The following is a 23,248-nucleotide window of genomic DNA, read 5'->3' as shown; positions in this document are numbered from 1 at the left end:
TTTTCTAATGTTTGAAGTGTCTTCTACCTGTAAAGACCATAGCTATGCCATATTTATTAGCCATAACAATTGAATCCTGATCTTTAATCGATCCACCAGGTTGAATAATTGCTGTAATTCCATGTTCTGCGGCATATTCAACACAATCGTCCATTGGGAAGAATGCATCAGAAGCCATAATTAATGGCTCGTGATTATCAGCCTGTTCTTCTTGTTCAATTGCAATCTTCACTGAACCAATTCGATTCATTTGACCAGCACCAATTCCAAGTGTTTTATCAGTGGTCGTGATCGTAATGGCATTACTCTTAACATGCTTAACAATCTTCTGACCAAATAATAAAGCTTTCATTTCTTCGGCCGTTGGAACTTTTTCAGTTACAACTTTAAATTCAGACACTTGATCAACTGTTGTATCTCTTTCTTGGACTAGTAGGCCACCCATTACTGAAATATATTCATACTTTTCAGCATCTTGAGATTTTGAAAAATCAAGTGTTAATAGACGAATATTTTTTTTAGTTTCTAATATTTCTAAGGCTTCGGCAGTAAAACTAGGTGCAATTACGATTTCTAGGAAAATCTTATGCATTTCCTCAGCAATTTCTTTGGTTACTTCACGATTTAGCGCCACTATTCCACCAAAAATCGACATAGTGTCAGCAGTATAAGCTTTACGCCAGGCTTGATAAATAGATTGATCATCAACTCCAACACCACACGGATTCATATGCTTCAAAGCAGCGACACATGGTTGATCAAAGTCTGCTACGATTCTTAAAGCTGCATCAGCATCTTTAATATTATTGAACGAGAGTTCCTTACCATGTAATTGTTTAGCTGAGGCAATTGAATACTCTGTAGGCATAGCACTCTTATAGAAGGCAGCTTTTTGATGGGAATTTTCACCATATCTTAAATTTTGGTGGTAATCATAACCTAAAACCTCAACATCTGGGAATTCATCCCCATTGAGATCCGTTAAATAATGGGCAATTATACTATCATATTCTGCTGTATGGCGAAATGCCTTTGCCGCTAAACGGCGTCTTAAAATTGTATCATCCTCATTTGATTCAATGCTTTGCAAAACTGTTTGATAATCATTTGCATCGATCACAACATAAACACTTTTAAAATTCTTAGACGCTGATCGAATCATTGATGGTCCACCAATATCAATTTGTTCAATGGCCTGATCTGGTGTTACATTCTCCTTTGAGATAGTCTCTTTAAATGGATACAAGTTAACACATACCAAGTCAATTGTTTGAATATTCAATTTTTCCAGAGTCTTCATATGTTCTGAATCATCACGTTTGGCCAGCAATCCAGCATGAACCATTGGATGTAAGGTTTTAACACGTCCATCAAGGATCTCTGGAAATTTAGTAATCTCATCTATTTCAGTTACCCTAACATCGTTTTCTTGTAACTTTTTATATGTTCCGCCGGTTGAAATGATTTCAAAATCATTAGCAATCAACCCCTTAGCAAATTCTACAACTCCCGTTTTATCGGAAACACTGATCAATGCTCTCTTCATTATTCAACTACCCCATTATTTTTATTTAATAAGTCCAGTACTACTTGTCGATACATTTGGTGTTCGGTTTGATGAATTCTATCTTCTAAATTTGATTCAGTATCACTTTTTAAACGAATTACCTTAGATTGTTTAATAATTGGACCTGTATCTACCCCTTCGTCAATATAATGAATCGTTACTCCAGTTACTTCATCATTTGCTTCATAAGCACGTTTTATAGCATCTAGTCCTGAATACTTTGGTAAAAGTGATGGATGGATATTGATTATTCGATTAGTATATTCAGACAACAAAACCTCGGTTACTACTCGCATATATCCTGCTAATAAAATATATTCAATTTTTAAGGGTTTTAATTTCTCAATAATTGCTTGTTCATAAGTCCCTCTATCAGGAAAATCTGTCAATTGGTTAATAAAGACTGGTATCTTCAGTTTCTGTGCCCTTTTAATAACTTGAGCATCCTTTTGATCACAAACTAACAACTCTATTTCCAAACCAGCTTCGCTTAATTCCTTTGACCTAGCAATTGCTTCAAAATTACTACCACTGCCTGAGGCAAAAATAGCTACTCGCATAGCTGATCCCCTTTCAAGTTCAAACTGGCTGTCTCTCTTAATTTCAATTCACCAATTGTATAAGCTGTTGTCTCAGTTTCATTTAATAAATCTAAAACCTTGATCTCATCAGATTTATCAACAGCTATTATCATTCCAATACCCATATTGAAAATGTGATACATATCCAAAGTTGAGATTTGTCCATATTTTTGTAAAACGTTAAATATGGGTAGATCAGGCCAAATATCTACATTTATTTCGGCCATCAATTCATCAGGCAACATTCTTGGAATATTTTCGAAGAATCCTCCACCTGTGATATGAGAAATTCCTTTAACCAATTTCTTTTCCAACAGGGGTACTATATCGGAAACATAAATTTTTGTTGGTGTTAGCAATAACTCTCCTAATGACATATCTGGAAATTCTTTCAAGGTACTGTTAATAGAGAAATCATGATCTTGAAAAAAAATCTTTCTTACTAGTGAAAATCCATTTGAATGAATTCCGTTTGATTTCAATCCAATCAACACGTCGCCTGATTTCAAATCATTCTTTTTGAATAAATTGTTTTTCTCACAAATACCAACTGAGAAACCAGCAATATCATAATCATCATTACCATATACACCCGGCATTTCAGCTGTCTCGCCCCCAATTAGATCAACATTAGCCTGATTACACCCCTCGATCACACCAATAAGTATCTCTTCAATCTTTTCATCAATTTTTCCAGTTGAAATATAATCCAAAAAATATTGAGGAATTGCTCCTTGAGCTAAAATATCGTTGACACACATAGCTACACAGTCAATTCCAATCGTATCCCATTTTTGGGCTTCAGTTGTTAATAACAATTTGGTTCCCACACCATCATTACCTGATACTAAAACTGGATTTTTATATCCTTCTGGGATTTCATAAATTCCACCAAAATTTCCAATATTTTTATTATTAGTATTTTGTTTAATAAATTTAGAGACTCTATAGCCTGAATCAACATCAACGCCAGCTTCTTGATAAGGATTGGTCATCTTTTCACCTCTTATTTTTTTGATTCATAATCATATAGATATGTTGGATAATCTCCATTAAAGTAGGACATATCTAATCCAGAATATGGTGCATCAGCCTCAAGTCCTATCGCGTCGATCAGTCCTTCTTCACTTAAAAATTCTAAAGAATCAGAACCAAAGATTTGATTCATCTCCGCTATACTCTTATGAGCCGCTATCAATTCATCTTTTTCTTGAATATCAATTCCATAAAAACAAGGATGCATAAATCTCGGCGAAGCAATCCTCAGGTGAACCTCAATTGCACCGGCATCTCTTAACAATTGAACTATGTAGGCACAGGTTGTACCACGAACAATTGAATCATCGACTAAAATGACACGCTTGCCACAAACGACTCCCTTAACAGCCGCTAATTTTTGACGAACACTTTTTTCACGTAGTTCTTTTGTTGGTTGAATAAATTCTCGACCCATATATTGATTTTTGATCAACCCCATTTCGTATGGCAGTCCGCTTTCTTCAGCATAACCACTAGCAGCAGATAAGGAAGAATTGGGAACCCCAACTACAATATCCCCAGTTACTTCGTACTCTTTGGCTAAATTGGCACCCATTCTTTTACGTGCTGAATGAACATTGATTCCTAGAATGTCAGAGTCTGGTCGAGCAAAATAAATAAATTCCATGGAACAAATTGCTAATTTGGTTTTTTTAGTCCATTGATCAACTACCATCCCTAAATCAGAAATAGTTATTAATTCACCGGGTTGAACGTTTTTGACCAAAATTGCTCCTACTGCATCTAAAGCGCAGGTCTCACTTGCCACAACATAACCGCCATTCTTTAGTCGCCCAATTGATAAAGGCCGAAAGCCATGTGAATCCAAGGCAACCATCAGTGAATCTTTAGTCAATAATAGATAGGCAAATCCACCATGGATTTTATTTAAAGCCTCAATCATTTTTTCTTTTAATGTTTTCTTATTAGAAATCTTAATCAGATGTATCAAAACTTCTGAATCGGAACTGGATTTAAAAATATGTCCTTTATCCTCTAGTTCCCTTTTCAAAGTAATTGCATTAGTTAAATTTCCATTGTGTGCCAGAGCAATTTGACTGTCTGTAAAATCAAATAGTAGTGGTTGAACATTTTCTATTTTATTCTCACCAGCAGTTGAATAACGAACATGACCAATGGCTGAGTTACCCGTTAGGCTATTAAGATACTCCGGTTTAGAAAATACCTGAGTTAATAGACCCAAGTTACGATAGGTTCTTAACTTTTGACCATCATTAGCAACGATTCCTGCACCTTCTTGCCCACGATGTTGTAAACTATGTAATCCTAAATAAGTTAGATAGTTAGCATTTTCAGCTCCCCAGACTCCAAAGACACCGCATTCTTCGTTTAAACTTCTCACTTCATTAGACATGCCATTGCCTCCATCCAATCATTTGCTGCTTCTTGACCATCAATAACGACTATCTCATTAGTAGTTGTTACCTTAAAGTCAGGATTTTCACTCACTTGGCCTAATAATTCAAACTCCCCTTGAATTAATTTCTCAAAGTCTTCTTGCTTGTCAGGAGAAACCGTAACTAAGAATCGAGATTGTGTTTCTGAGAACATCTGTGCGGAGTTTAATCTTGTTGTAATTTCAAAGCCTAGTCCGCTATCAAGTGCCGCTTTAGATAGGGCTATTGCCAATCCACCTTCTGATAAGTCATGACAACTTTTTAGTAATCCTTGTTTAATTGCATATTTAACAATATCTTGATGTAACTTTTCTTTTTCCAAATCTAAACTGCGTAAATCGCCCTTTAATTGTCCCAATTGTTCCATTTGTATCTCAGAACCATTGAAATCATCCTGTGTTTGACCAATAAGATAAATCAAATCACCAGCATCTTTGAAATAACTAGTTGTAACTTGCTCAATATCACTGATTAGCCCTACCATCCCAATCATTGGACTAGGATAAATAGAAACATCATTATATTCGTTATATAATGAAACATTTCCTGAAATAACGGGCGTATCAAGCTTCTCACAAGCACTGGCAATACCTTCAACGCTTTGATCCAACTCCCAAAATGCTTCTGGATTCTCCGGATTACCATAATTCAAACAATCAGTTATTCCAATTGGCTCACCGCCACTAGCAACAATATTACGAGCGGCTTCCATTACTGCAATTTGTCCACCAACATAAGGATTTAAATAAACATATTTTGAATTGCTATCGTTTGTCATTGCGATAGCCTTTTTTGTTCCACGAATTCTTACGACACCTGCATCACTACCAGGACGAACTAATGTATTAGCCCTTACCTGTGAGTCATAAGTTTGATAGAAATATTTTTTACTAGCAATATTAGGTCGACTTAGCATTGTTAACCAAGTATTTTTTAAAGAATCTATCTGAGGAATAAATTGATAATCTTTTTGTTCCTCAATCCTGGCTGGTTTCTTTTCTAAGCGATCATATTCAGGTACTAGTTCAGTTAGACTATCAACAGGAATATCGGTAACTAGATTTTCGTGTTGATAGATTTTATATTGCTGATCATCTGTTACGCGTCCAATCACAACCGCATCTAATTCAAACCTTTTGAAAAACTCTAAAACATCATTAACAAACTGTGGTTTTACACACAAAACCATTCTTTCCTGGGATTCAGAGAGCATCATCTCATAGGCTGTCATTTGTATTTCACGTTGTGGGACATTATCAAGGTTCAAAATTAAGCCACTGCCGGCTTTTGATGCCATTTCTGCCGTGGACGAAACTAAACCAGCTGCTCCCATATCTTGAATCCCTAAAATCCAATCAGAATGTTTTTCAATAATTTCTACACAAGCATCCATTAATAATTTCTCAATGAAGGGATTTCCCACTTGTACGGCAGAGCGCTGTTTATTCTTAGTATCAGTGAATTCATCCGAAGCAAAGGTAGCACCGTGAATACCGTCACGTCCTGTTTTAGCTCCAACATAAACAATTAAATTATCAGTCCCACTAGCGGTCCCATGCTTAAATTCAACATTGTTCAATAATCCCACACACATTGCATTGACCAGCGGATTATGTTCATAACAATCTTCAAATGAAATCTCTCCACCTACCGTTGGCAAACCAATACAATTTCCATAACCACCAATACCTGCAACCACTTCATTAACCAAATGTTTTGTCTTACCATCTTTTAAAGGACCAAACTTTAAACTATTCAATAAAGCAATTGGTTGTGCGCCCATTGAAAAAATATCTCTAATAATTCCACCAACGCCCGTTGCAGCACCTTGATATGGCTCTACGGCTGATGGATGATTATGACTTTCAGCTTTAAAAACCACTGCTTGATTATCGCCAATATCCAAAATTCCTGCATCCTCACCTGGACCTGCAATAACGCGATTACTCTTATTAGGCATCTTTCTCAAAACTTTTTTAGAATTCTTATATGAACAATGTTCGCTCCACATTACTGAATAAAGACCAGTCTCAGTATAGTTAGGCAATCTCTTCAGAATTTTTTGGCTGATCAGTTCGTATTCTGAATCAGTTAAGCCCCACTGTTGATACAGTTTCTCTTCCCTAATCTGCTTAGCTGTTGGCTCAGTCATTAATTATTCACCCTTACCTGATTATTAATTATTGATTGGAATAAATTCAATCCATCATTAGAACCCACTATTTCTTCGAGGGCACGCTCTGGATGTGGCATCATGCCTAAAACGTTTTTTTGCTTGTTAGTGACCCCTGCAATCAAAGCAACGCTTCCATTGATATTATTTTTATATCTAAAAACAATTTGTTCATTTTCTTCTAATTGGGATAATGTTTCATTATCACAATAGTAACGCCCCTCACCATGTGCTACTGGAACTTTTATAGTCTCATTGGCCTGATATTCATTAGTAAATGGAGTCTGAGTGTTAACTACCTCCAATTCAACAGTCTCACAGATAAATCGTCCTTTTTCATTTCTAACTAAAGCTCCTGGCAATAATCCCAATTCCGTCAAAATTTGAAAGCCATTACAAATTCCTAATACAATTTTCCCATCATTCGCAAATCTAATAATTTCTTTGACAATAGGAGCATGAACCGCAATTGCTCCACTTCTCAAATAATCTCCGTATGAGAATCCCCCAGGTATCAAGACCCCGTCAAAACCATCTAAAGAAGTGGCACGATAATCAACTAATTCTACTTGTTCATTAATTCCATCACGAATGGCATAATATAAATCCATATCACAATTGGAACCTGGAAAATTCACAACTGCAAATTTCATCTAAGCGTCCTCCATAATTTCAAAACGGTAGGTTTCAATATTAGGGTTTGCCAAAAGATCATCACAAATTTTATCAACGTCTTCTTCTAGTCCTTGATAATCATCTGCAAAATTCAATTCAAAATATTTTCCCATGTGAACATCATTCAATTTTCTGTAACCCATTGTGTTAATAGCCGATTTAATCGCTTCTCCCTGAGCATCTAAAACTGAATTTTTTAAAGTAACATACACTTTTACTAATTTCATGATTTTCTCCTATTTATTCTTTAATCGCTGTAAAACCATATGATACGTTTCAACTAAATCACCCTCATGTTTACGGAAAACATCTTTATCCATTGAATGATGACTATTCTTATCCCAAAGTCGGCAATTGTCTGGTGAAAATTCATCTACTAAAATAATTTCATCTTTATATCTACCAAACTCTAATTTGAAATCAACTAGATCGAAATTTGCTTGTTCAAAAAAAGGTTTCAAAAGTTCATTAATTCTTAATGTCATCCTTTTGATATAAGTAAGCTGATCTTCATCAGCAATTTTTAAAGCTTTAATTTGTGATTCATTAATAAATGGATCATCTAAGGCATCGCTCTTGTAATAGAACTCAATAATTGGTTTTTCTAATACCAATCCCTCTTCCACTTGAAACTTTCTTGAAAAACTTCCTGAAGCAATATTTCTTAAAACAACTTCTAAAGGAAATACATCTGTCTTTTTTACCAATTGTTCATGATCAGATAAGTTTTTGATGAGATGAGTATTAATATCATTTTGTATTAAATAATCAAAAACTAGTTGTGATATCTGACAGTCTAAACTTCCTTTTCCGGGCAAAATTTCTTTCTTTTTTCCATTTAGGGCTGTTGCTTGATCTTTATAAACAATTAAGATTTCATCAGTTTTTTCTGTTTGATAAACGTCCTTTGCTTTACCCGTATAAAGTAATTTCTTATTCATGAATTACACATCCCAAATTGAATTATTTTCTATTTGTTTCACAGTCTCTTTCAAGTCGTCACTTAAAATCGTGATATGTCCCATTTTGCGATTTTCTTTTATTTCATCTTTTCCATAATCATGAAAATGCCAATTAGCATGATTAATCAATTCTTCTTTAGAATTTTCTAAATGTTGACCTAAAAGGTTAACCATAATCGCGGGTTTAAGTAGTTCAATTTTTGGTAATGCTAAGTTGCATATACCCAAAATATGAGCATCAAATTGCGAAATATTACATGCTTCGATTGTTAAATGCCCCGAATTATGTGGACGTGGTGCGATTTCATTAACAAAAACTTCATTATTATCAGAAACAAAAAATTCAATGCACATTGTTCCTACTAACGCTAATTCTTTAGCCAATTTCTCCCCGATTTTATAAATTTGTTCTTGAACCGTGGTAGTTAATTCAGCCGGACAAATACTTAAATGTAAGATATTATGACGATGAATGTTTTCAATTATTGGAAAAGCAGTCATCTCTTGACGTGAGTTGGCTGATACAATTATCGAAACCTCTTTTTTTAAATTGATTCTTTTTTCTAATATACAAGGACCCTGTGCTAATAATTCTTCAATATCTGCATAACAAACTTTTTGAGGATCGTTTATTAAAATTTGTCCTTTACCGTCGTAGCCTCCACGAATTGTTTTTAATATCACTGGAGTTCCTATTTTCTCTACCCCACGATGGTATTCAAAGATATTTTCTATCACAACATGCGGAGCGGTATCAAAACCACAAGATTCAATAAAATCTTTCTCAGTAATTCTATTTTGGGTAACACTTAAAGCCTTTATTCCTTGGGGAACTTGAGTGTATTTTTTTACTTCATTTATTGCATTGGCATCGACGTTCTCAAATTCATAAGTCAAAACGTCACATTTCTTGGCTAATTCAATTAATTTTTCAATATCATCATACTCAGCAACAATTTGATCATCAGACACCTGTGCCGCTGAACAATTAACTTGCGGGTCCAAAATAATTACTTTATATCCCATTTCTTTAGCTGAAGCAGACATCATTTGACCTAATTGTCCACCACCAATAATTCCAATTGTTTTTTTAGGCAGCAATACTTTATTCAAGATTTTTCCCGCTTTCTATCGACTTGTCATGCATTACTTTTCTAAAGTTTTCTAAATTAGTTTGATACTTATCATTACTTAATGCACAAATCTTTGTAGCCAAGATAGCTGCATTTCTAGCTCCAGATTCACCGATTGAAACTGTTGCTACTGGAACTCCTGCAGGCATTTGTACAATCGATAATAAGGAATCTATTCCCTTAAGATATTTTGACGGAACCGGAACTCCGATAACTGGTAACACTGTCGAAGCTGCAATCATTCCGGGAAGATGTGCAGCACCTCCAGCCCCGGCAATGATCACTTTAAATGATGAATGAGCATTTTTAGCAAAATCTAGCATTTCTTGAGGTGTTCGATGCGCTGAAATCACTTTAGTTTCAAAACTAACTCCTAACTCTTGCAAAGTATTGATCGTACTTTGCATTACTTTCAGATCAGAGGTTGAACCCATAACTACTGCTACATCATTCATTAAAAATTTCCATCCCTTCTTGCTTTGGTACTCAAAGTTTATCAAGTTACGAAACTTCTTTCAATGCTAAATACGTATTTTTTACATTTATTTTTGATAATTATTCGTGTTTAACGTTTACAAATTGTTATTTTTAAGTAGTATAAAGTTATTAGTTCGCATTTAAGTAAAATATTTTTTTTTGAAATTAAATAAATTTATTAAATAAATTGAGCAAAAAAAGACCTAGTAACCACTTTCCGGTTACTAGGTCTAGTTATATAGTTAGCTTAATACTTGACTACTATTTATTATTCTTTTGTGAATTCTTCATAGTGTTCATTAATTGATTAAGTTTCTTTTGTGATGGTTTTTGTCCCATTTGAGCCATCATTTGTCTAATCATATCAGCACTAATTGGTGGATTGTCTTGGAAATATTTCTTCATATACCATCTAGCAGCAAAAAATCCGCCGACTAAACCAACCAATAAGGCGATAATACCAACAGCTATTGTTATACCCATTTATGTTCACCCTTTCCATACATCTATTAATATTACAAAAAAAATCGTCTAATTGAAAGACTAATCGTCACGTAATCCCTTTTTACGTTGAATTTCTCTAACTTTTTCAGGAGTAACTTCTTTTCCTTCTTTATTATAAATCTTCATCATTTCGATTTGTGACTTAAAGCTTGCGCGGAAATTCTTCAAATACTCTTTTCGTAACTCTGCTTGTTGATCTTCTTCTTCCTTTGTAATCGTACCATCCTTGGCTTTGTGTGCCAATTCGTTAATCTTTTTGAGTAATTTTTCTTGTTCGTTCATAATTTTCGTAATTTCCCCCAATACAATCGAACACTTGTTTGAACTTGTATTCATATTTTGATACAATCTATTTAAGATATTAACAATGAGGTGTTCTAATGTCAAAAGCTGAAGGCTCTAAACAGTCACAAATTTTACAATGCATTTATGATTATTTAGATGAACATGGATATCCGCCAACTGTAAGGGAAATTTGCGAAGCTGTAGATTTGTCTTCCACATCAACGGTTCATGGTCATTTATCTCGTCTCGAAAAAAAAGGTTTCATCCAACGTGACCCAACTAAACCTAGAGCTATCGAGCTTACAGGTGCAGGTCTGAATTCTATTGGAATCAAATCAAAACAAATTCCTATCCTCGGTGCTGTTGCTGCCGGCCAACCTATTACAGCTGAAAGAAATCCTGATGGCTATTTCCCTATTCCACCTGACTTAAATCGTGATTCTGGTGAACTATTTATGCTAGAGATTCATGGCGAAAGTATGATCAACGCGGGAATATATGACGGTGATCATGTTATTGTTCATGAACAAAACTTCGCTAACAATGGTGAAATTATTATTGCTATGACCGAAGATATTGAGGCTACATGTAAAAGATTTTATCAGGAACATGGACATTACCGCTTACAACCAGAAAACGATACAATGGACCCAATTATTTTAGATAACGTTGAAATTCTTGGAAAAGTTGTTGGATTATATCGTTCACAAATATTCTAAAAATCAAATAACAAAAGACTGTATAATAGCTATTCGATAGTTACTATACAGTCTTTTTTATTCATTGATGCTTTATTATTCTAACCTTATAAACTCCATTGATAGCGTTTATCGATTCCAAAAGTTTCTTCTGTTTAGTAGCATTAAAAGCTGCAACATCAATGATTGTATATGCAACAAGGTTTTTAGCGGCATTTGACATATTTTCAATATTTATATTCAAATTTGCAATTTTGGTACTGAATTGACCAACCATATTTGGAATATTCTGATGAATTATGGTTATTCTCCTTGCAGTTTCAAAGGGGATTTGTATATTAGGAAGATTGGCACAATGAATTGTATCTCCTGATTTCAAATAATTAATAATTGTGTCTGCTCCTTGAATAGCTCCCTTTGATTCGGCCTCAATTGTCGAACCACCAATATGCGGAGTTATAGTGACCTCTTTTCTATTAGAAATTAATGGTTCACCAAAATCTGTACAATAATGACTAATTTTTTTCTCATCTACTGCTTTAACTACTGAATAATTATCAACAATCCCCATTCGAGAATAATTGAATAATATTACTCCTTTTTTCATCTTTTTTATTTCTTCTGTACTTATCAAATCAGTCGTTTCCTGATTTTTAGGAACATGGACAGTAACAATGTCAGCTTCACTCAATGCTTGATAGATCGTATCCACACGCTTTACTTTATTATTAATCCTCCAAGCAGCATCGGATGACAAATATGGATCATACCCAATTACTTTCATGCCTAGATTTAAAGCAGCATTGGCCACTAAAGATCCAACGTTACCCAATCCAATTACTGCAATTTTTTTACCCATTAATTCTTTGCCATTAAATTTGGTCTTATCTTTTTCAGTTCTTTGAGAAACATCTGCTTTAGTATTTTCCATAGAGTAGTCATGCGCTTCAAAAATATTCCTAGAGATATCGATCATTAATGCGACAATTAATTCCTTTACTGCATTAGCGTTACTTCCGGGAGTATTAAAAACTGCTATACCTTTCTTAGTAACTAATTCTATAGGAATATTATTGATTCCCGCCCCCGCCCGTACAATTGTTTTTAATTTCTTCGGAAAATCACTTTTTAAAAGGTTAACCGAACGAATCAAATACGCATCTGGATCATCACTACAATTTATTTGAAACTCATCATCGAATTCTTCTAATCCTTTTTGAGCAATAGCATTGAAAGTTTTTACTTGATACATCAGCTTCTCCCCCTTTGATTCTTTTCAAACTTTTCTAAAAAATCTACTAATCGTTCTACACCAGTTAAAGGCATTGAATTATACAAACTAGCTCGCATCCCACCTACTAATCGATGCCCTTTTATATTAAGTAATCCTTTTGAGGCTGCCTGACTAATAAGGTCTTGATCAACTTTTTGATTACCTGTAATAAAAACAACATTAGTCAACGATCGATCCGATTTAATCACTGGTGCCGTGAACAATTCTGAATGGTCCAAAAAATCATATAATAAATTTGATTTTGTTTGATTCCTTTTTTCCATTTCTACTAAACCGCCTTGGCTCTTTACCCATTTCAAAACCAACCCAGCCACATATATTGCAAAAACTGGCGGTGTATTGAACATTGATTTGTTCTTTGCAAATACTTGATAATCTAACATACTTGGTAAATTTTCATTATTACTCAGGAGATCATTTCGAACAATCACAATTGTTAATCCAGCAATACCTAAATTCTTCTGAGCTCCAGCCATAACCTCTCCAAAATCATTGATATTATACTGTTGTCCTAAAAAGTTTGATGACATATCCCCAACCAAGGTAAGTTTACCAACATCTGGCAATTTAGAATATGCTGTCCCTTCGATTGTATTATTAGTAGTAATATGCAAATAATCATATGTATCCGCAGGTTTCTTTTTTATTATTGGTAATTTGGTATAATTGCTCTCTTTACTCGATGCTAGAACATCAACATCCATTCCAACTAATCTTGCTTCAATTCCGGCTCTTGTTGCCCAATGTCCACTATCTAATAAGGCTATTCTATGATATTTTTTTCCCAAATTTAATGGTGCCGCAGTAAATTGTTGAGTACATCCGCCTTGAAAAAACAATACCTGATAATTATTAGGTATCTTCAATAATTCACGTAAATCTTTCTCAGCGGTCCCAATGATTTCTTCAAATATTTTAGAACGATGGGAAATCTCCATAATGCTCATGCCTGAACCCTGATATGATGGTAAATCTTTCCTTATTTGCTGAATCACTTGCTTGGGCATAGTCGCAGGACCTGCACCAAAATTATAAACTTCCATAAATTTTATTCCTCCAAAAAAATTCAATAAAAAACCCCACAGACAATTAATTCATCTGTGGGGTTTTGATTTTAATCATATTAGAGATCCCCACAAATGTAATCAATTTACATACATGAGGATTATCGCGTTAACTAATAAGCCTACATGTATAATATGTAGACTTGGAGGATAGTGTATAAATGTTAATGGTAATCTTCTTCATATTAAAATACCTCCAATCAACTTAAAATAAATTTAACATTATTTTTTTAAATGTCAACTGTTTATTGTACAATCATATTTATAATATTTTTAATAAAGGAGAAATTATGACTGAATTTTATTTAATTCGACATGGGCAAACCACTGCCAATGTAATGAAAATGAAACAGGGAATCATCAATTCTAAAATAACCTACCTCAACCAAAATGGGCAAAATCAGGTTCAAAATTTGGGTAAGAAATTTGATATTTCTTTTGCTGATCGTATTATTTGCAGTCCCCTTGAAAGAACTAAGCAAACTACCGAAATTTTGAATAAAGATTCTAAATTACCTGTCAGCTATGACAAACGATTATTAGAAATTTCATATGGTGAATGGGATGGTCAAAAAAACTCCGATCTTCGCCGTATTCACCCAGATGCATATGATGAGAATCTAAATGATGTATTACCGATCTATGTAAAATATGCCTCTCACGGTGAAAAGTTTGATGATGTTATTAATCGTATCCATAGTTTTTTATCCGATATGGATCAACAACATCCCAATGAAAAAATCATTTGTGTTACTCATGGATTTACTATCAAGGCGGCAGTTTTGGATATCCTCAAACCTCAAGATGTAATGAGCTTACCCGAACCCAGAAATACCAGTATTACCAAAATCACTTCGATAACAAATAAATTTTACCTAGATTATTACAACCAATTGCTTTAATCATAATAGAAATTATAAGCTGCACCAATCAAGTTAGAATCATTATGAAATTTAGCTGGGATAATTTTTGGAATCAACTTAACGCCTGAAACTTTCCCAACTAAATCTGCTATATTCTGATTAAGGCTCTTGAGAAATATTTTATTTTCTGATACTCCACCACCAATAATGATGGCCTCAGGATCGATAGTGAATTGTAAGTTATAAATAGCCTTGGCTAAATTATAATACATTGTATCAGTGTATTCCTTTGCTGATCTGTCACCATTCTCAGCCATTTCAATAATCTCTTTGCCATTAATACTGGTCCCATGATTCTTATTGTAATATCTGGCCATCCAAACCGATGTACCTGAGTGACTAAGTCTTTTGTTGCTGTGACCTAAAAGCATACCAAACTCACCACCAAGATGATGACTACCATGAATAAGTTGGCGATTAATAACCACTGCACCACCGACACCTGTTCCAATGACGATGAATATAATATTTTTTAAATCCTGTGCTGCTCCTAAGGAAAGCTCCGCTAACGCAGCGCAATTGGCATCATTTTCCATTGCAACTGGTAGTTTGAGACGTTCTTCCAGTGCACTTCTAATGGGGAAATCATGGATATATGGAATAGCACTGATTCCACCGATTACACCAACTTTTTGATCAACAGCTCCAGGAATACTCAAACCTATCCCATCCACTTGTTCATCTTTAAAATTAACAACAATTGTTTCCAAAACTTTGTAAAAACTCTCCAAATTATCTGGAGTAATAATTTTACCTTTAGAGCTAAGTTCTTTTTGATCCTCATTCCATAAACCATATTTAATACTAGTCCCACCAACATCTATTACAATAATTTGTTTCATAGTTATTCCATCCTAAAATCTTTTTAAAACTAATACCGTCATCATACCATTTTAAAAAGCGCTTACAAATAAAATCAAAACAAATTATAGCCTATTAGAAAAAAAGGATTGGTTCAACAGCTATTTTTCAATAGTTACTGAACCAACCCTTTTTTATTAATTGCGAATTAATCAAATTTCTAATTAGTTCTTTTTAGCCCAATTTAATTTTCGATGATTCCAAAACCTCTTTAACAACCCACATGACATCTTCGCTATGCTGTAATTTCTGAGCAACAGTTTGTAAATCATTTTCTTTAACAATCCGTTCAAATTCAACAAATTCTTGATACATCCGATGTGGATATAGATTGTGATCAACTTTCTCTAATAAATTTTTATCCTTGTCATAAATATCAAAAGATTGCATCTCATTAGTTGGTCCATTAACAATAATTGAGCCCTTATTTCCTTGCAGTATCGTTTTACCCACTGGAGAGGTTGAATCTTTGGCTCCGATAGCAACCGCTTTAGAAACGCCATAGTCTAGCAACAGGATACCTGACGTATCTATATTTCTTTCAATGTTCGGTAAATATGAAACTGACTGAGGTTTCCCCAAAAGGCCAACTATAAAATGAACGTTATAAATATTCAAATCCATCAAGGCTCCACCACCTTTTTTAGGATCAAAAACTGGTAAAATCTTTCCTGCTTCAAAAGCATCATAACGTGAGGAATACTGAGAATAATTACTTTCAATTAATTTTATATCGCCTATTTGTGATAATTTATCCTTTAAGTCCAAATAATTTTGTAAATATTGATTAGTAATTGCCTCTACTAAAATCAGCTTTTTTTCAATGGCTATCTTTTTTAAATCCAAAAATTCCTCATACTTTACCGTAAAAGGTTTTTCTGAGATAACATTCTTACCATTTTCCAAAGCTTTTTTAGCAAAACCATAATGCAAAAAATTGGGAACGGCAACGTAAACCGTATCAAAATCACTTTTATCAAGAGCATCCCCAAAGTCAGTATAAACTGATTCAATCTTATACTCAGCTTGTAATTGTTTTAATACATCAATACTTCTTTCAGTACCAATAATCGCTGTTAATTCCGTATCTTTTAAATCCTTTGTGATAGTTAAAAAATCTTGAACAATTTTTCCCGAGCCAATAATTGCTAATTTCATCCCGATCACTCCTATCTTTGTATGCAAGTCTATTAAAACACGCTACAATGAATATTAATTAGATATTCTATGAATAATAAAAATGTTTCAATCTTTTTTAGTTTTTGGACATTAGACTTGGAATATTTTTACAAATTAATTAAGGAATGAAAATCATGACTATTATTGATCAATTATCATCCACTCAAAATTTCAATGGATCAGAGAAAGAGTTAGCTTCATTTATTCTAAAAAATAAAGAACAGGTTATCAATTTATCCATTCAAAAACTAGCCACAGATACTTTTACTTCAACCTCAACAATCGTTCGTCTGTGTCGAAAAATTGGTCTCAAAGGATACAAAGACTTCAAAATTAAATTATCAGCCGAATTACAACAACATTATAATAATATCTCTACAATTGATCCTGATTTTCCTTTCACTGAAGATGATTCAAACAAAGAAATTTCTCAGCGAATATTAAAATTAATGAAAGATTCATTAAATAAAACCAGCCAATCACTTACCAATGAGCTCCTTGAACAAGCTGTACGGGAAATTACTCAGGCAAAAAAAATAGGCCTTTTTGCCTATGGTGACACTTATATTTCAGCTTTAAGTTTTCAGAATAAATTAATGAAAATTAACTATCAGGTTAATTTACCAATACTCTCAGACGAAAGTAAATTTTTAGCGGCTAATTTTACTAAGAACGACTGTACTATTTTAATCTCCTATAGCGGACGTAGTAAAACTACTTTTGAACTTGCTAAAATCTTACGTTTGAATGGTTGTCAGATTATTACAGTTACATCAGATGCCAATTCTGAAATTGCTAAACTAAGTGACTTGATTTTACCTGTTGCCAATTTTGAAAGCAAAGATCTAAAAATATCCCCATTTGCTTCACAAGTGGCGATTGAATATGTTTTGAACTCTCTTTATTCTTGTCTATTTGTTGCTAACTATGATAAAAATCAGCGACATCGTTTAGCTTCAGAAAAATTATTCTCTGACTCCAGGTTCACAGATAGATAAAAAAGGACTCTCTTATGAGAGTCCTTTTTAAGTTAAAGTGCCTAAAATGTATTAATTAGATGTCGCGACGACGTTCCTTAATACGAGCAGCCTTACCTGTACGAGCACGTAGATAGTAAAGTTTGCTACGACGTACACGACCATGTCTGATAACTTCGACTTGTTCTACACGAGGTGTGTTCAATGGGAATGTTCTTTCAACACCAACACCATTACTCATCTTACGAACAGTATATGTAGCACTGATTCCTGAGCCATGTCTCTTGATTACGACACCTTCGAATAATTGAACACGTTCACGACTACCTTCAACAACCTTAGCATGTACACGAACAGTGTCACCACTACGGAAGTCAGGAATATCAGAACGTAATTGTTCTTTAGTAATATCTTGAATTAAGTTATTCATAAATAATTTCTCCCTGCCGACACTCTTATATATCTATGACATACAGCGGAATATCGTTAATATGTGCGTTCAAACACTCTTAATATGATACTTTATTTGAAACAAATTGTAAACTAGTTATTTTGACTAATTTCCCGTAAAAATTTCTTTTCTTCTTCAGTTAATACTGCATTCTTTAATAAATCCGGGCGACGTTCTAGAGTCTTCTTAATAGCCTGTTTTAAGCGCCAGATACGAATTTTTTCATGATCACCACTAGTTAATACTTCAGGCACTTTCTTGCCTCTAAAGTCTGCTGGACGGGAATACTGAGGGTATTCTAATAAATTATTAGAGAATGATTCTTCTTCAGCTGAAAATGAATTTCCTAGAACACCAGGTACAAATCTTAAAGTAGCATCGATCATACTCATTGTTGGTAATTCCCCACCAGTTAAAATATAGTCACCAATTGATACCTCATCTGTAACCAAATCTTTAACTCGTTCATCAAAACCTTCGTAATGACCACAAATAAAAACCAATTGATCTTCTTTAGCAAAATCACGAGCCAATTTAGTATTAAAAGTTTTACCTGCTGGGTCAAGCAGAATAACCCTTTTCTTTCCAGGCTTCTTTTTTTCAACGTAATCCATGGCATCATAAATTGGCTGTGCCTGTAATAACATCCCAGCTCCGCCACCATAAGGCGCATCATCCACATGATTTTGCTTATTAGTCGTAAAATCACGAAAATCAACAATATCAATATTAACAAGTTTCTTTTCTTGAGCCTTGCCGATTAAAGATTCATCTAATGCCTGAAACATCTTTGGAAAAATACTTAAAATTGTAATATCCATTAATCTATCAACCCATCTGGTATTTCAACCTTAACGATTTTTTCATCAAGATTTACTTCTTTGATAACATCATCAATATAAGGTAATAAAATTTCTCGATACTTAGGGCTCTTAACAACCCAAACATCATTTGAGCCTAGTTCTATGATTTCAGAAATTTTACCAACCTCACCAAGATCTTTGTCTACGACAGTCAAACCAATAATTTGCTTATAAAGAAATTCCCCTTCATTCAGCTCAGGAACCTCAGCTCCATCAGCGAACAATTCGGATTTAACGTACTTCTCCACATCGTTGATATTATCGTACCCTTTAAATTTTAAAAGCATAAAACTTTTGTGTGATCGTGATGACTCAACTATAAATTCCAAAATCTGATTTTTATTTTTCAGATATAACTTGGAACCACTTTTAAAGCGATCTTCTGGAAAATCAGTAATAGGAATAATTCTCAGTTCACCTTTAATACCATGAGTATTAACGATAGTACCAACTCGATATAATTTTTCGGTCATTTTTCCTCCGTGAATAAAAATGGAACCATGACAAAATAATGTCTGGCTCCATCAAAAATTACTATTTTGTGAATTTGCTTTCGTGGAACTTTTGCATAATTCCATGTTGTTTCAACAAGTGACGAACAGTATCTGAAGGTTGTGCACCTTTGTTTAACCATTCAACGATCTTGTCATCGTCTAATTTGATTTCTTCTGGTTGTGAAATTGGGTTGTAGTAACCAACTTGTTCGATGAAGCGACCATCACGTGGTGAACGTGAATCTGCAACAACCAATCTATAAAATGGTCTTAATTTACTACCCATACGTTTCATTCTAATTTTAACTGACATGTATTTGTTTCCTCCTAAATACTTAACTTTGTTAGTATACACAAAAAAATAGGTGCTGTAAAGTTTTTTTCTTTACAGCACCTATTTTTTTATTTAGATTTTATGACTTAAAACGTTTGATTTTCTTCAAACGTTTCTTCTTATTCTTTTTAGTCCGACGAACCATTGATTTCATGGCCATTTTACCTAATCGACCTTGAACACCGTTGCCCATTAGTTGTTCCATACCAGCCATGTTACCCTTACTCATTTTGTTCATCATATCACGTGATTGCTTGAACTGTTTGATCATTCGATTGACATTTTGAACGCTCTGTCCAGAACCAGCAGCAATTCTTCTACGACGTGATGGATTCAACAAGTCAGGATCTACACGCTCTGCGGGTGTCATTGAATAAACAATTGCTTTCAAATGAGCAATATCCTTTTCACCAATATTGATATTAGCTAATTGAGGATTATTAGCCATTCCAGGAATCATCTTCATGATTTCATCTATTGGCCCCATTTTTTGAACTTGATCCATCTGATCGATAAAGTCGTTAAAATCAAAACTGTTTTCACGAATCTTTTCAGCCACTTCTTTGGCTTGCTTTTCATCGTAATCGGTCTGTGCCTTTTCGATCAGGGTCAACATATCACCCATACCAAGAATACGGTTGGCCATACGATCAGGATGGAAGACGTCTAATTGATCTAACTTTTCACCTTGTCCGATGAATTTAATTGGTTTACCAGTAACTGAACGAATTGAAAGTGCTGCACCACCACGGGTATCACCATCCAATTTAGTTAGAACAACACCAGTAATATCAAGTTGTTCATCAAAACCTTGTGCTACTTTAGCAGCAACTTGACCAGTCATTGAATCAGCTACGAAAAGAATTTCATCAGGATGAGCCAAATCTTTAATACGGTTTAATTCTTCCATCAATTGTTCATCAATTTCCAAACGTCCAGCCGTATCAATAATTACATAATCATTCTTATTCTCTTCAGCAACCTTTAATCCATTGCGAACAATATCCACTGGATCGTTATCTGTTCCCTCATCATACACAGGAACATCTAATTGTTGACCAATAGTCTTCAATTGCTCAACCGCAGCAGGACGATAAACATCTCCAGCAATGAACAATGGTCGAGCTTTCTCAGTTGTCTTCAGACGATTGGCTAACTTACCCGCTGTGGTAGTCTTACCAGCACCTTGAAGACCAACCATCATGATTATTGTTGGTATATGCTTTGATTTATTCAATGGAACTGCTTCTTGTCCCATTAATTTAGTTAATTCTTCATCAACGATCTTGACAACCTGTTGAGATGGAGTCAAACTCTCCATTACCTCGGCACCTAAAGCACGTTCTCTAACCGTTTTTACGAAGGTTTTTACAACATCGAAGTTAACATCAGCTTCAAGTAAAGCCATACGTACTTCACGCATTACCTTACGGACATCTTCTTCAGAAAGTTTTCCTTTACCTCTTAATGAAGAGAAAACTTTATTCAAGCGCTCGCTTAATCCTTCAAAAGCCATACTCTACTCCTACATTTCATTTATTTTAGAAATTCTTCTTACCAAATCTAATAATTCTTTGTCATCCGTATATTTAGTCTGAGCCAATCGATCAAGTTTTTCAGCAATATCATCAATTTCTTGTGTCTTTTCAATCAAATTAAGTTCTTTCTCAAATGATTCTAACAAATTTACTGAACGATGCAAATTATCTAAAACCGCTTGCCTTGAAACTTTCAATTGTTCAGCTATCTCACTGAGTGAAAAGTCTTCAACATAATAAAGATCTAAATAACGACTTTGCTTTTCAGTTAGTAAAGAATGATAAAAATTATACAGTAAATTAACTCGTGTGGTTTCATCTATATTCATAACTATTTATTAGATGCTCCAACAATCAGTTCTTTAAACAAACCATAAATAAATTTCTCAGGATCAAAATCACGAAGATCATCCATTTGTTCACCCAAACCAACTAATTTAACTGGTATATGTAATTCATTTCTAATTGCCAGAACAATACCACCTTGAGAACTACCATCAAGTTTTGTTAAAACGATTCCAGAAACCTTCGTCGTTTCGTTAAATTGTTTGGCTTGACTTAAAGCATTTTGACCGGTTGATCCATCAAGTACCAATAATACTTCTTGTGGAGCATCAGGCAATTCACGAGTAATAACACGTTTAATCTTCTCTAGTTCACGCATCAACCCTTCTTTATTCTGTAAACGTCCGGCTGTATCAACTAATAAAACATCAAATTCTTCTTTAATTGCACGCTCAACTGCATCGTATACTACTGACGCTGGATCCGTGTGAGCTTTACTTGCCTGAACGGGAACACCATCACGTTTGCCCCATTCTTGTAGTTGTTCAATTGCTCCAGCTCTAAAAGTATCAGCGGCTGCCAAAAGTACTTTTTTGCCTTGTTGTTGGTAACGATGAGCCAATTTACCTACGGTCGTAGTCTTACCAGCACCATTAACACCTACAAATAAGAAAATAGTTGGTGTCTTGTCAGTACTAAACTTCAAAGAATTATCTTCTTCTTTGCCCTCTTCACCATACATATCAACTAATTTTTTAACGATAACATTAGAAACATCTGATTTTTTCTTAGCATTTTCCAACTTAACTTCTTCACGTAATTCATCTGAAATACGCATAGCAGTCTCATAGCCAACATCTGATTCAATTAATAATTCTTCCAAATCATCAAAAAAATCTTCATCAACACTTCTAAAGTTAGCTAAGAATCGATTGAAACGAGCTCCAAATGAATTACGACTCTTCTTCAAGCCTTCATCATACTCTTTTAGATCATCTTTGGGTTCCGAATCTTCAGTTGATTCTTCATTATTTTCTTCATCAACTGGTTCTGGTTCCTTTGATTCTGGTTCCTCAGTTATTGGTTCTTCAACAGAATTTTCATCTTCTGTCTCATTTTGTTGCGACTCTGGAATCTCAGATACTGGTTCACCTTGTGAAGATTCAATGGGTTCAGTAAATTCAGTTTCATCAGCTTGTTTTAAATCAGAAGAATCAGATTCAGTATCTTCTGAAATTTCATCAACCTGTGAATTTTCTACTGGTTCTTCATCTTTATCGTCTACCTTTGATTCGACTGAAATTTCTTCATCTGATTTCTTTGGCACATCAGTTTCATCAGTCTGTTCAGTTGTTTCAGAGGTTTTATCAGATTCTTGAGTTGTTTCTTCTTGTGATTTACTTTCTAAATCTTTTTCTTCAGAATCATCTTTACCTGTAAAAGCTTTTTTAATTCGATCAAATAATCCCATAGT

Annotated in this window: 26 protein-coding genes; 3 read left to right on the top strand and 23 right to left on the bottom strand. The window is 34.2% G+C overall.

Annotated features, from left to right (window positions below):
• Positions 1-4: 4 nt before the first annotated feature.
• The 12 genes from purH to CBP76_RS01475 all read right to left on the bottom strand — a co-directional run bounded on the left by purH (position 5) and on the right by CBP76_RS01475 (position 10,810).
• A complete protein-coding gene (gene purH, locus CBP76_RS01530) occupies positions 5-1,546 on the bottom strand; it encodes a bifunctional phosphoribosylaminoimidazolecarboxamide formyltransferase/IMP cyclohydrolase (RefSeq protein WP_174683312.1) in 1,542 nt (513 codons plus the stop codon).
• Positions 1,546-2,127: a phosphoribosylglycinamide formyltransferase gene (gene purN, locus CBP76_RS01525; protein ID WP_102195166.1), complete on the bottom strand. Its 582-nt coding sequence runs from the start codon at positions 2,125-2,127 to the stop codon at positions 1,546-1,548. Before purN ends, purH begins: the two co-directional genes overlap by 1 nt.
• Positions 2,118-3,143 carry a phosphoribosylformylglycinamidine cyclo-ligase gene (gene purM / locus CBP76_RS01520; protein WP_102195165.1) on the bottom strand — a complete coding sequence of 342 codons (1,026 nt, stop codon included), beginning with the start codon at positions 3,141-3,143 and terminating at the stop codon, positions 2,118-2,120. The genes purN and purM overlap by 10 nt, the downstream gene beginning before the upstream one ends.
• 11 nt (positions 3,144-3,154) lie before the next feature.
• Positions 3,155-4,561, bottom strand: a complete 1,407-nt coding sequence (purF, locus tag CBP76_RS01515) for an amidophosphoribosyltransferase (protein WP_102195164.1) — start codon at positions 4,559-4,561, stop codon at positions 3,155-3,157.
• The gene (gene purL / locus CBP76_RS01510) at positions 4,546-6,756 is read right to left on the bottom strand and encodes a phosphoribosylformylglycinamidine synthase subunit PurL (RefSeq protein WP_102195163.1); all 2,211 of its coding nucleotides are present in this window, start codon (positions 6,754-6,756) and stop codon (positions 4,546-4,548) included. The genes purF and purL overlap by 16 nt, the downstream gene beginning before the upstream one ends.
• On the bottom strand, positions 6,756-7,430 hold the full coding sequence (gene purQ, locus CBP76_RS01505) for a phosphoribosylformylglycinamidine synthase subunit PurQ (RefSeq protein WP_102195162.1): 675 nt from the start codon (positions 7,428-7,430) through the stop codon (positions 6,756-6,758). The genes purL and purQ overlap by 1 nt, the downstream gene beginning before the upstream one ends.
• Positions 7,431-7,679 (bottom strand): phosphoribosylformylglycinamidine synthase subunit PurS, encoded by a 249-nt coding sequence (gene purS / locus CBP76_RS01500; RefSeq protein WP_102195161.1) that lies wholly within the window; start codon positions 7,677-7,679, stop codon positions 7,431-7,433. It abuts the gene before it with no gap.
• A gap of 9 nt (positions 7,680-7,688) precedes the next feature.
• Positions 7,689-8,393, bottom strand: coding sequence for a phosphoribosylaminoimidazolesuccinocarboxamide synthase (purC, locus tag CBP76_RS01495; RefSeq protein ID WP_102195160.1), 705 nt, complete (start codon positions 8,391-8,393; stop codon positions 7,689-7,691).
• A gap of 3 nt (positions 8,394-8,396) precedes the next feature.
• A complete protein-coding gene (purK, locus tag CBP76_RS01490) occupies positions 8,397-9,527 on the bottom strand; it encodes a 5-(carboxyamino)imidazole ribonucleotide synthase (RefSeq protein WP_102195159.1) in 1,131 nt (376 codons plus the stop codon).
• Complete coding sequence (gene purE, locus CBP76_RS01485; RefSeq protein ID WP_102195158.1) at positions 9,520-10,002, bottom strand: 5-(carboxyamino)imidazole ribonucleotide mutase; 483 nt, start codon at positions 10,000-10,002, stop codon at positions 9,520-9,522. The genes purK and purE overlap by 8 nt, the downstream gene beginning before the upstream one ends.
• Positions 10,003-10,285: 283 nt before the next feature.
• Complete coding sequence (locus tag CBP76_RS01480) at positions 10,286-10,507, bottom strand: YneF family protein (RefSeq protein WP_102195157.1); 222 nt, start codon at positions 10,505-10,507, stop codon at positions 10,286-10,288.
• 60 nt (positions 10,508-10,567) lie between these two features.
• On the bottom strand, positions 10,568-10,810 hold the full coding sequence (locus CBP76_RS01475) for a DUF896 domain-containing protein (protein ID WP_102195156.1): 243 nt from the start codon (positions 10,808-10,810) through the stop codon (positions 10,568-10,570).
• Positions 10,811-10,908: 98 nt separating this feature from the next.
• Between CBP76_RS01475 and lexA the strand changes: the two genes are divergently transcribed.
• Positions 10,909-11,532: a transcriptional repressor LexA gene (lexA, locus tag CBP76_RS01470; RefSeq protein WP_102195155.1), complete on the top strand. Its 624-nt coding sequence runs from the start codon at positions 10,909-10,911 to the stop codon at positions 11,530-11,532.
• Positions 11,533-11,593: 61 nt separating this feature from the next.
• Here lexA and CBP76_RS01465 read toward each other — a convergent pair whose 3' ends face one another.
• Positions 11,594-12,763: a 3-phosphoglycerate dehydrogenase family protein gene (locus CBP76_RS01465; RefSeq protein ID WP_102195154.1), complete on the bottom strand. Its 1,170-nt coding sequence runs from the start codon at positions 12,761-12,763 to the stop codon at positions 11,594-11,596.
• On the bottom strand, positions 12,763-13,848 hold the full coding sequence (serC, locus tag CBP76_RS01460) for a 3-phosphoserine/phosphohydroxythreonine transaminase (protein ID WP_102195153.1): 1,086 nt from the start codon (positions 13,846-13,848) through the stop codon (positions 12,763-12,765). The genes CBP76_RS01465 and serC overlap by 1 nt, the downstream gene beginning before the upstream one ends.
• 311 nt (positions 13,849-14,159) lie before the next feature.
• Between serC and CBP76_RS01455 the strand changes: the two genes are divergently transcribed.
• On the top strand, positions 14,160-14,771 hold the full coding sequence (locus tag CBP76_RS01455) for a histidine phosphatase family protein (RefSeq protein ID WP_102195152.1): 612 nt from the start codon (positions 14,160-14,162) through the stop codon (positions 14,769-14,771).
• Here the strand turns inward: CBP76_RS01455 and CBP76_RS01450 are convergent.
• Both CBP76_RS01450 and CBP76_RS01445 read right to left on the bottom strand, forming a co-directional pair.
• On the bottom strand, positions 14,768-15,634 hold the full coding sequence (locus CBP76_RS01450) for an ROK family protein (protein WP_102195151.1): 867 nt from the start codon (positions 15,632-15,634) through the stop codon (positions 14,768-14,770). The two genes, CBP76_RS01455 and CBP76_RS01450, sit on opposite strands and share 4 nt — an antisense overlap.
• 193 nt (positions 15,635-15,827) lie before the next feature.
• Entirely contained in the window at positions 15,828-16,811 is a 984-nt protein-coding gene (locus CBP76_RS01445) for a Gfo/Idh/MocA family protein (RefSeq protein ID WP_102195150.1), read from the bottom strand.
• 155 nt (positions 16,812-16,966) lie between these two features.
• Between CBP76_RS01445 and CBP76_RS01440 the strand changes: the two genes are divergently transcribed.
• A complete protein-coding gene (locus CBP76_RS01440; RefSeq protein WP_166667139.1) occupies positions 16,967-17,830 on the top strand; it encodes a MurR/RpiR family transcriptional regulator in 864 nt (287 codons plus the stop codon).
• Between the two features lie 55 nt (positions 17,831-17,885).
• Here the strand turns inward: CBP76_RS01440 and rplS are convergent, their stop codons facing one another.
• The 7 genes from rplS to ftsY form a co-directional block, all read right to left on the bottom strand.
• A complete protein-coding gene (gene rplS / locus CBP76_RS01435; protein ID WP_102195148.1) occupies positions 17,886-18,239 on the bottom strand; it encodes a 50S ribosomal protein L19 in 354 nt (117 codons plus the stop codon).
• A gap of 113 nt (positions 18,240-18,352) precedes the next feature.
• A complete protein-coding gene (gene trmD / locus CBP76_RS01430) occupies positions 18,353-19,081 on the bottom strand; it encodes a tRNA (guanosine(37)-N1)-methyltransferase TrmD (RefSeq protein ID WP_102195147.1) in 729 nt (242 codons plus the stop codon).
• Positions 19,081-19,596, bottom strand: coding sequence for a ribosome maturation factor RimM (gene rimM, locus CBP76_RS01425; RefSeq protein ID WP_102195146.1), 516 nt, complete (start codon positions 19,594-19,596; stop codon positions 19,081-19,083). The genes trmD and rimM overlap by 1 nt, the downstream gene beginning before the upstream one ends.
• Before the next feature lie 61 nt (positions 19,597-19,657).
• Positions 19,658-19,930, bottom strand: coding sequence for a 30S ribosomal protein S16 (rpsP, locus tag CBP76_RS01420; RefSeq protein WP_010019451.1), 273 nt, complete (start codon positions 19,928-19,930; stop codon positions 19,658-19,660).
• A 100-nt stretch (positions 19,931-20,030) separates the two neighbouring features.
• A complete protein-coding gene (ffh, locus tag CBP76_RS01415; RefSeq protein WP_102195145.1) occupies positions 20,031-21,467 on the bottom strand; it encodes a signal recognition particle protein in 1,437 nt (478 codons plus the stop codon).
• A 9-nt stretch (positions 21,468-21,476) separates the two neighbouring features.
• Complete coding sequence (ylxM, locus tag CBP76_RS01410) at positions 21,477-21,818, bottom strand: YlxM family DNA-binding protein (protein ID WP_102195144.1); 342 nt, start codon at positions 21,816-21,818, stop codon at positions 21,477-21,479.
• Positions 21,819-21,820: 2 nt separating this feature from the next.
• Positions 21,821-23,245, bottom strand: a complete 1,425-nt coding sequence (ftsY, locus tag CBP76_RS01405) for a signal recognition particle-docking protein FtsY (protein ID WP_102195143.1) — start codon at positions 23,243-23,245, stop codon at positions 21,821-21,823.
• Between the last annotated feature and the right edge of the window lie 3 nt (positions 23,246-23,248).

Source organism: Companilactobacillus nuruki, assembly GCF_002872255.1.
Classification (GTDB): Bacteria; Bacillota; Bacilli; order Lactobacillales; family Lactobacillaceae; genus Companilactobacillus; species Companilactobacillus nuruki.
This window is presented reverse-complemented; position numbering and strand designations above follow the sequence as displayed.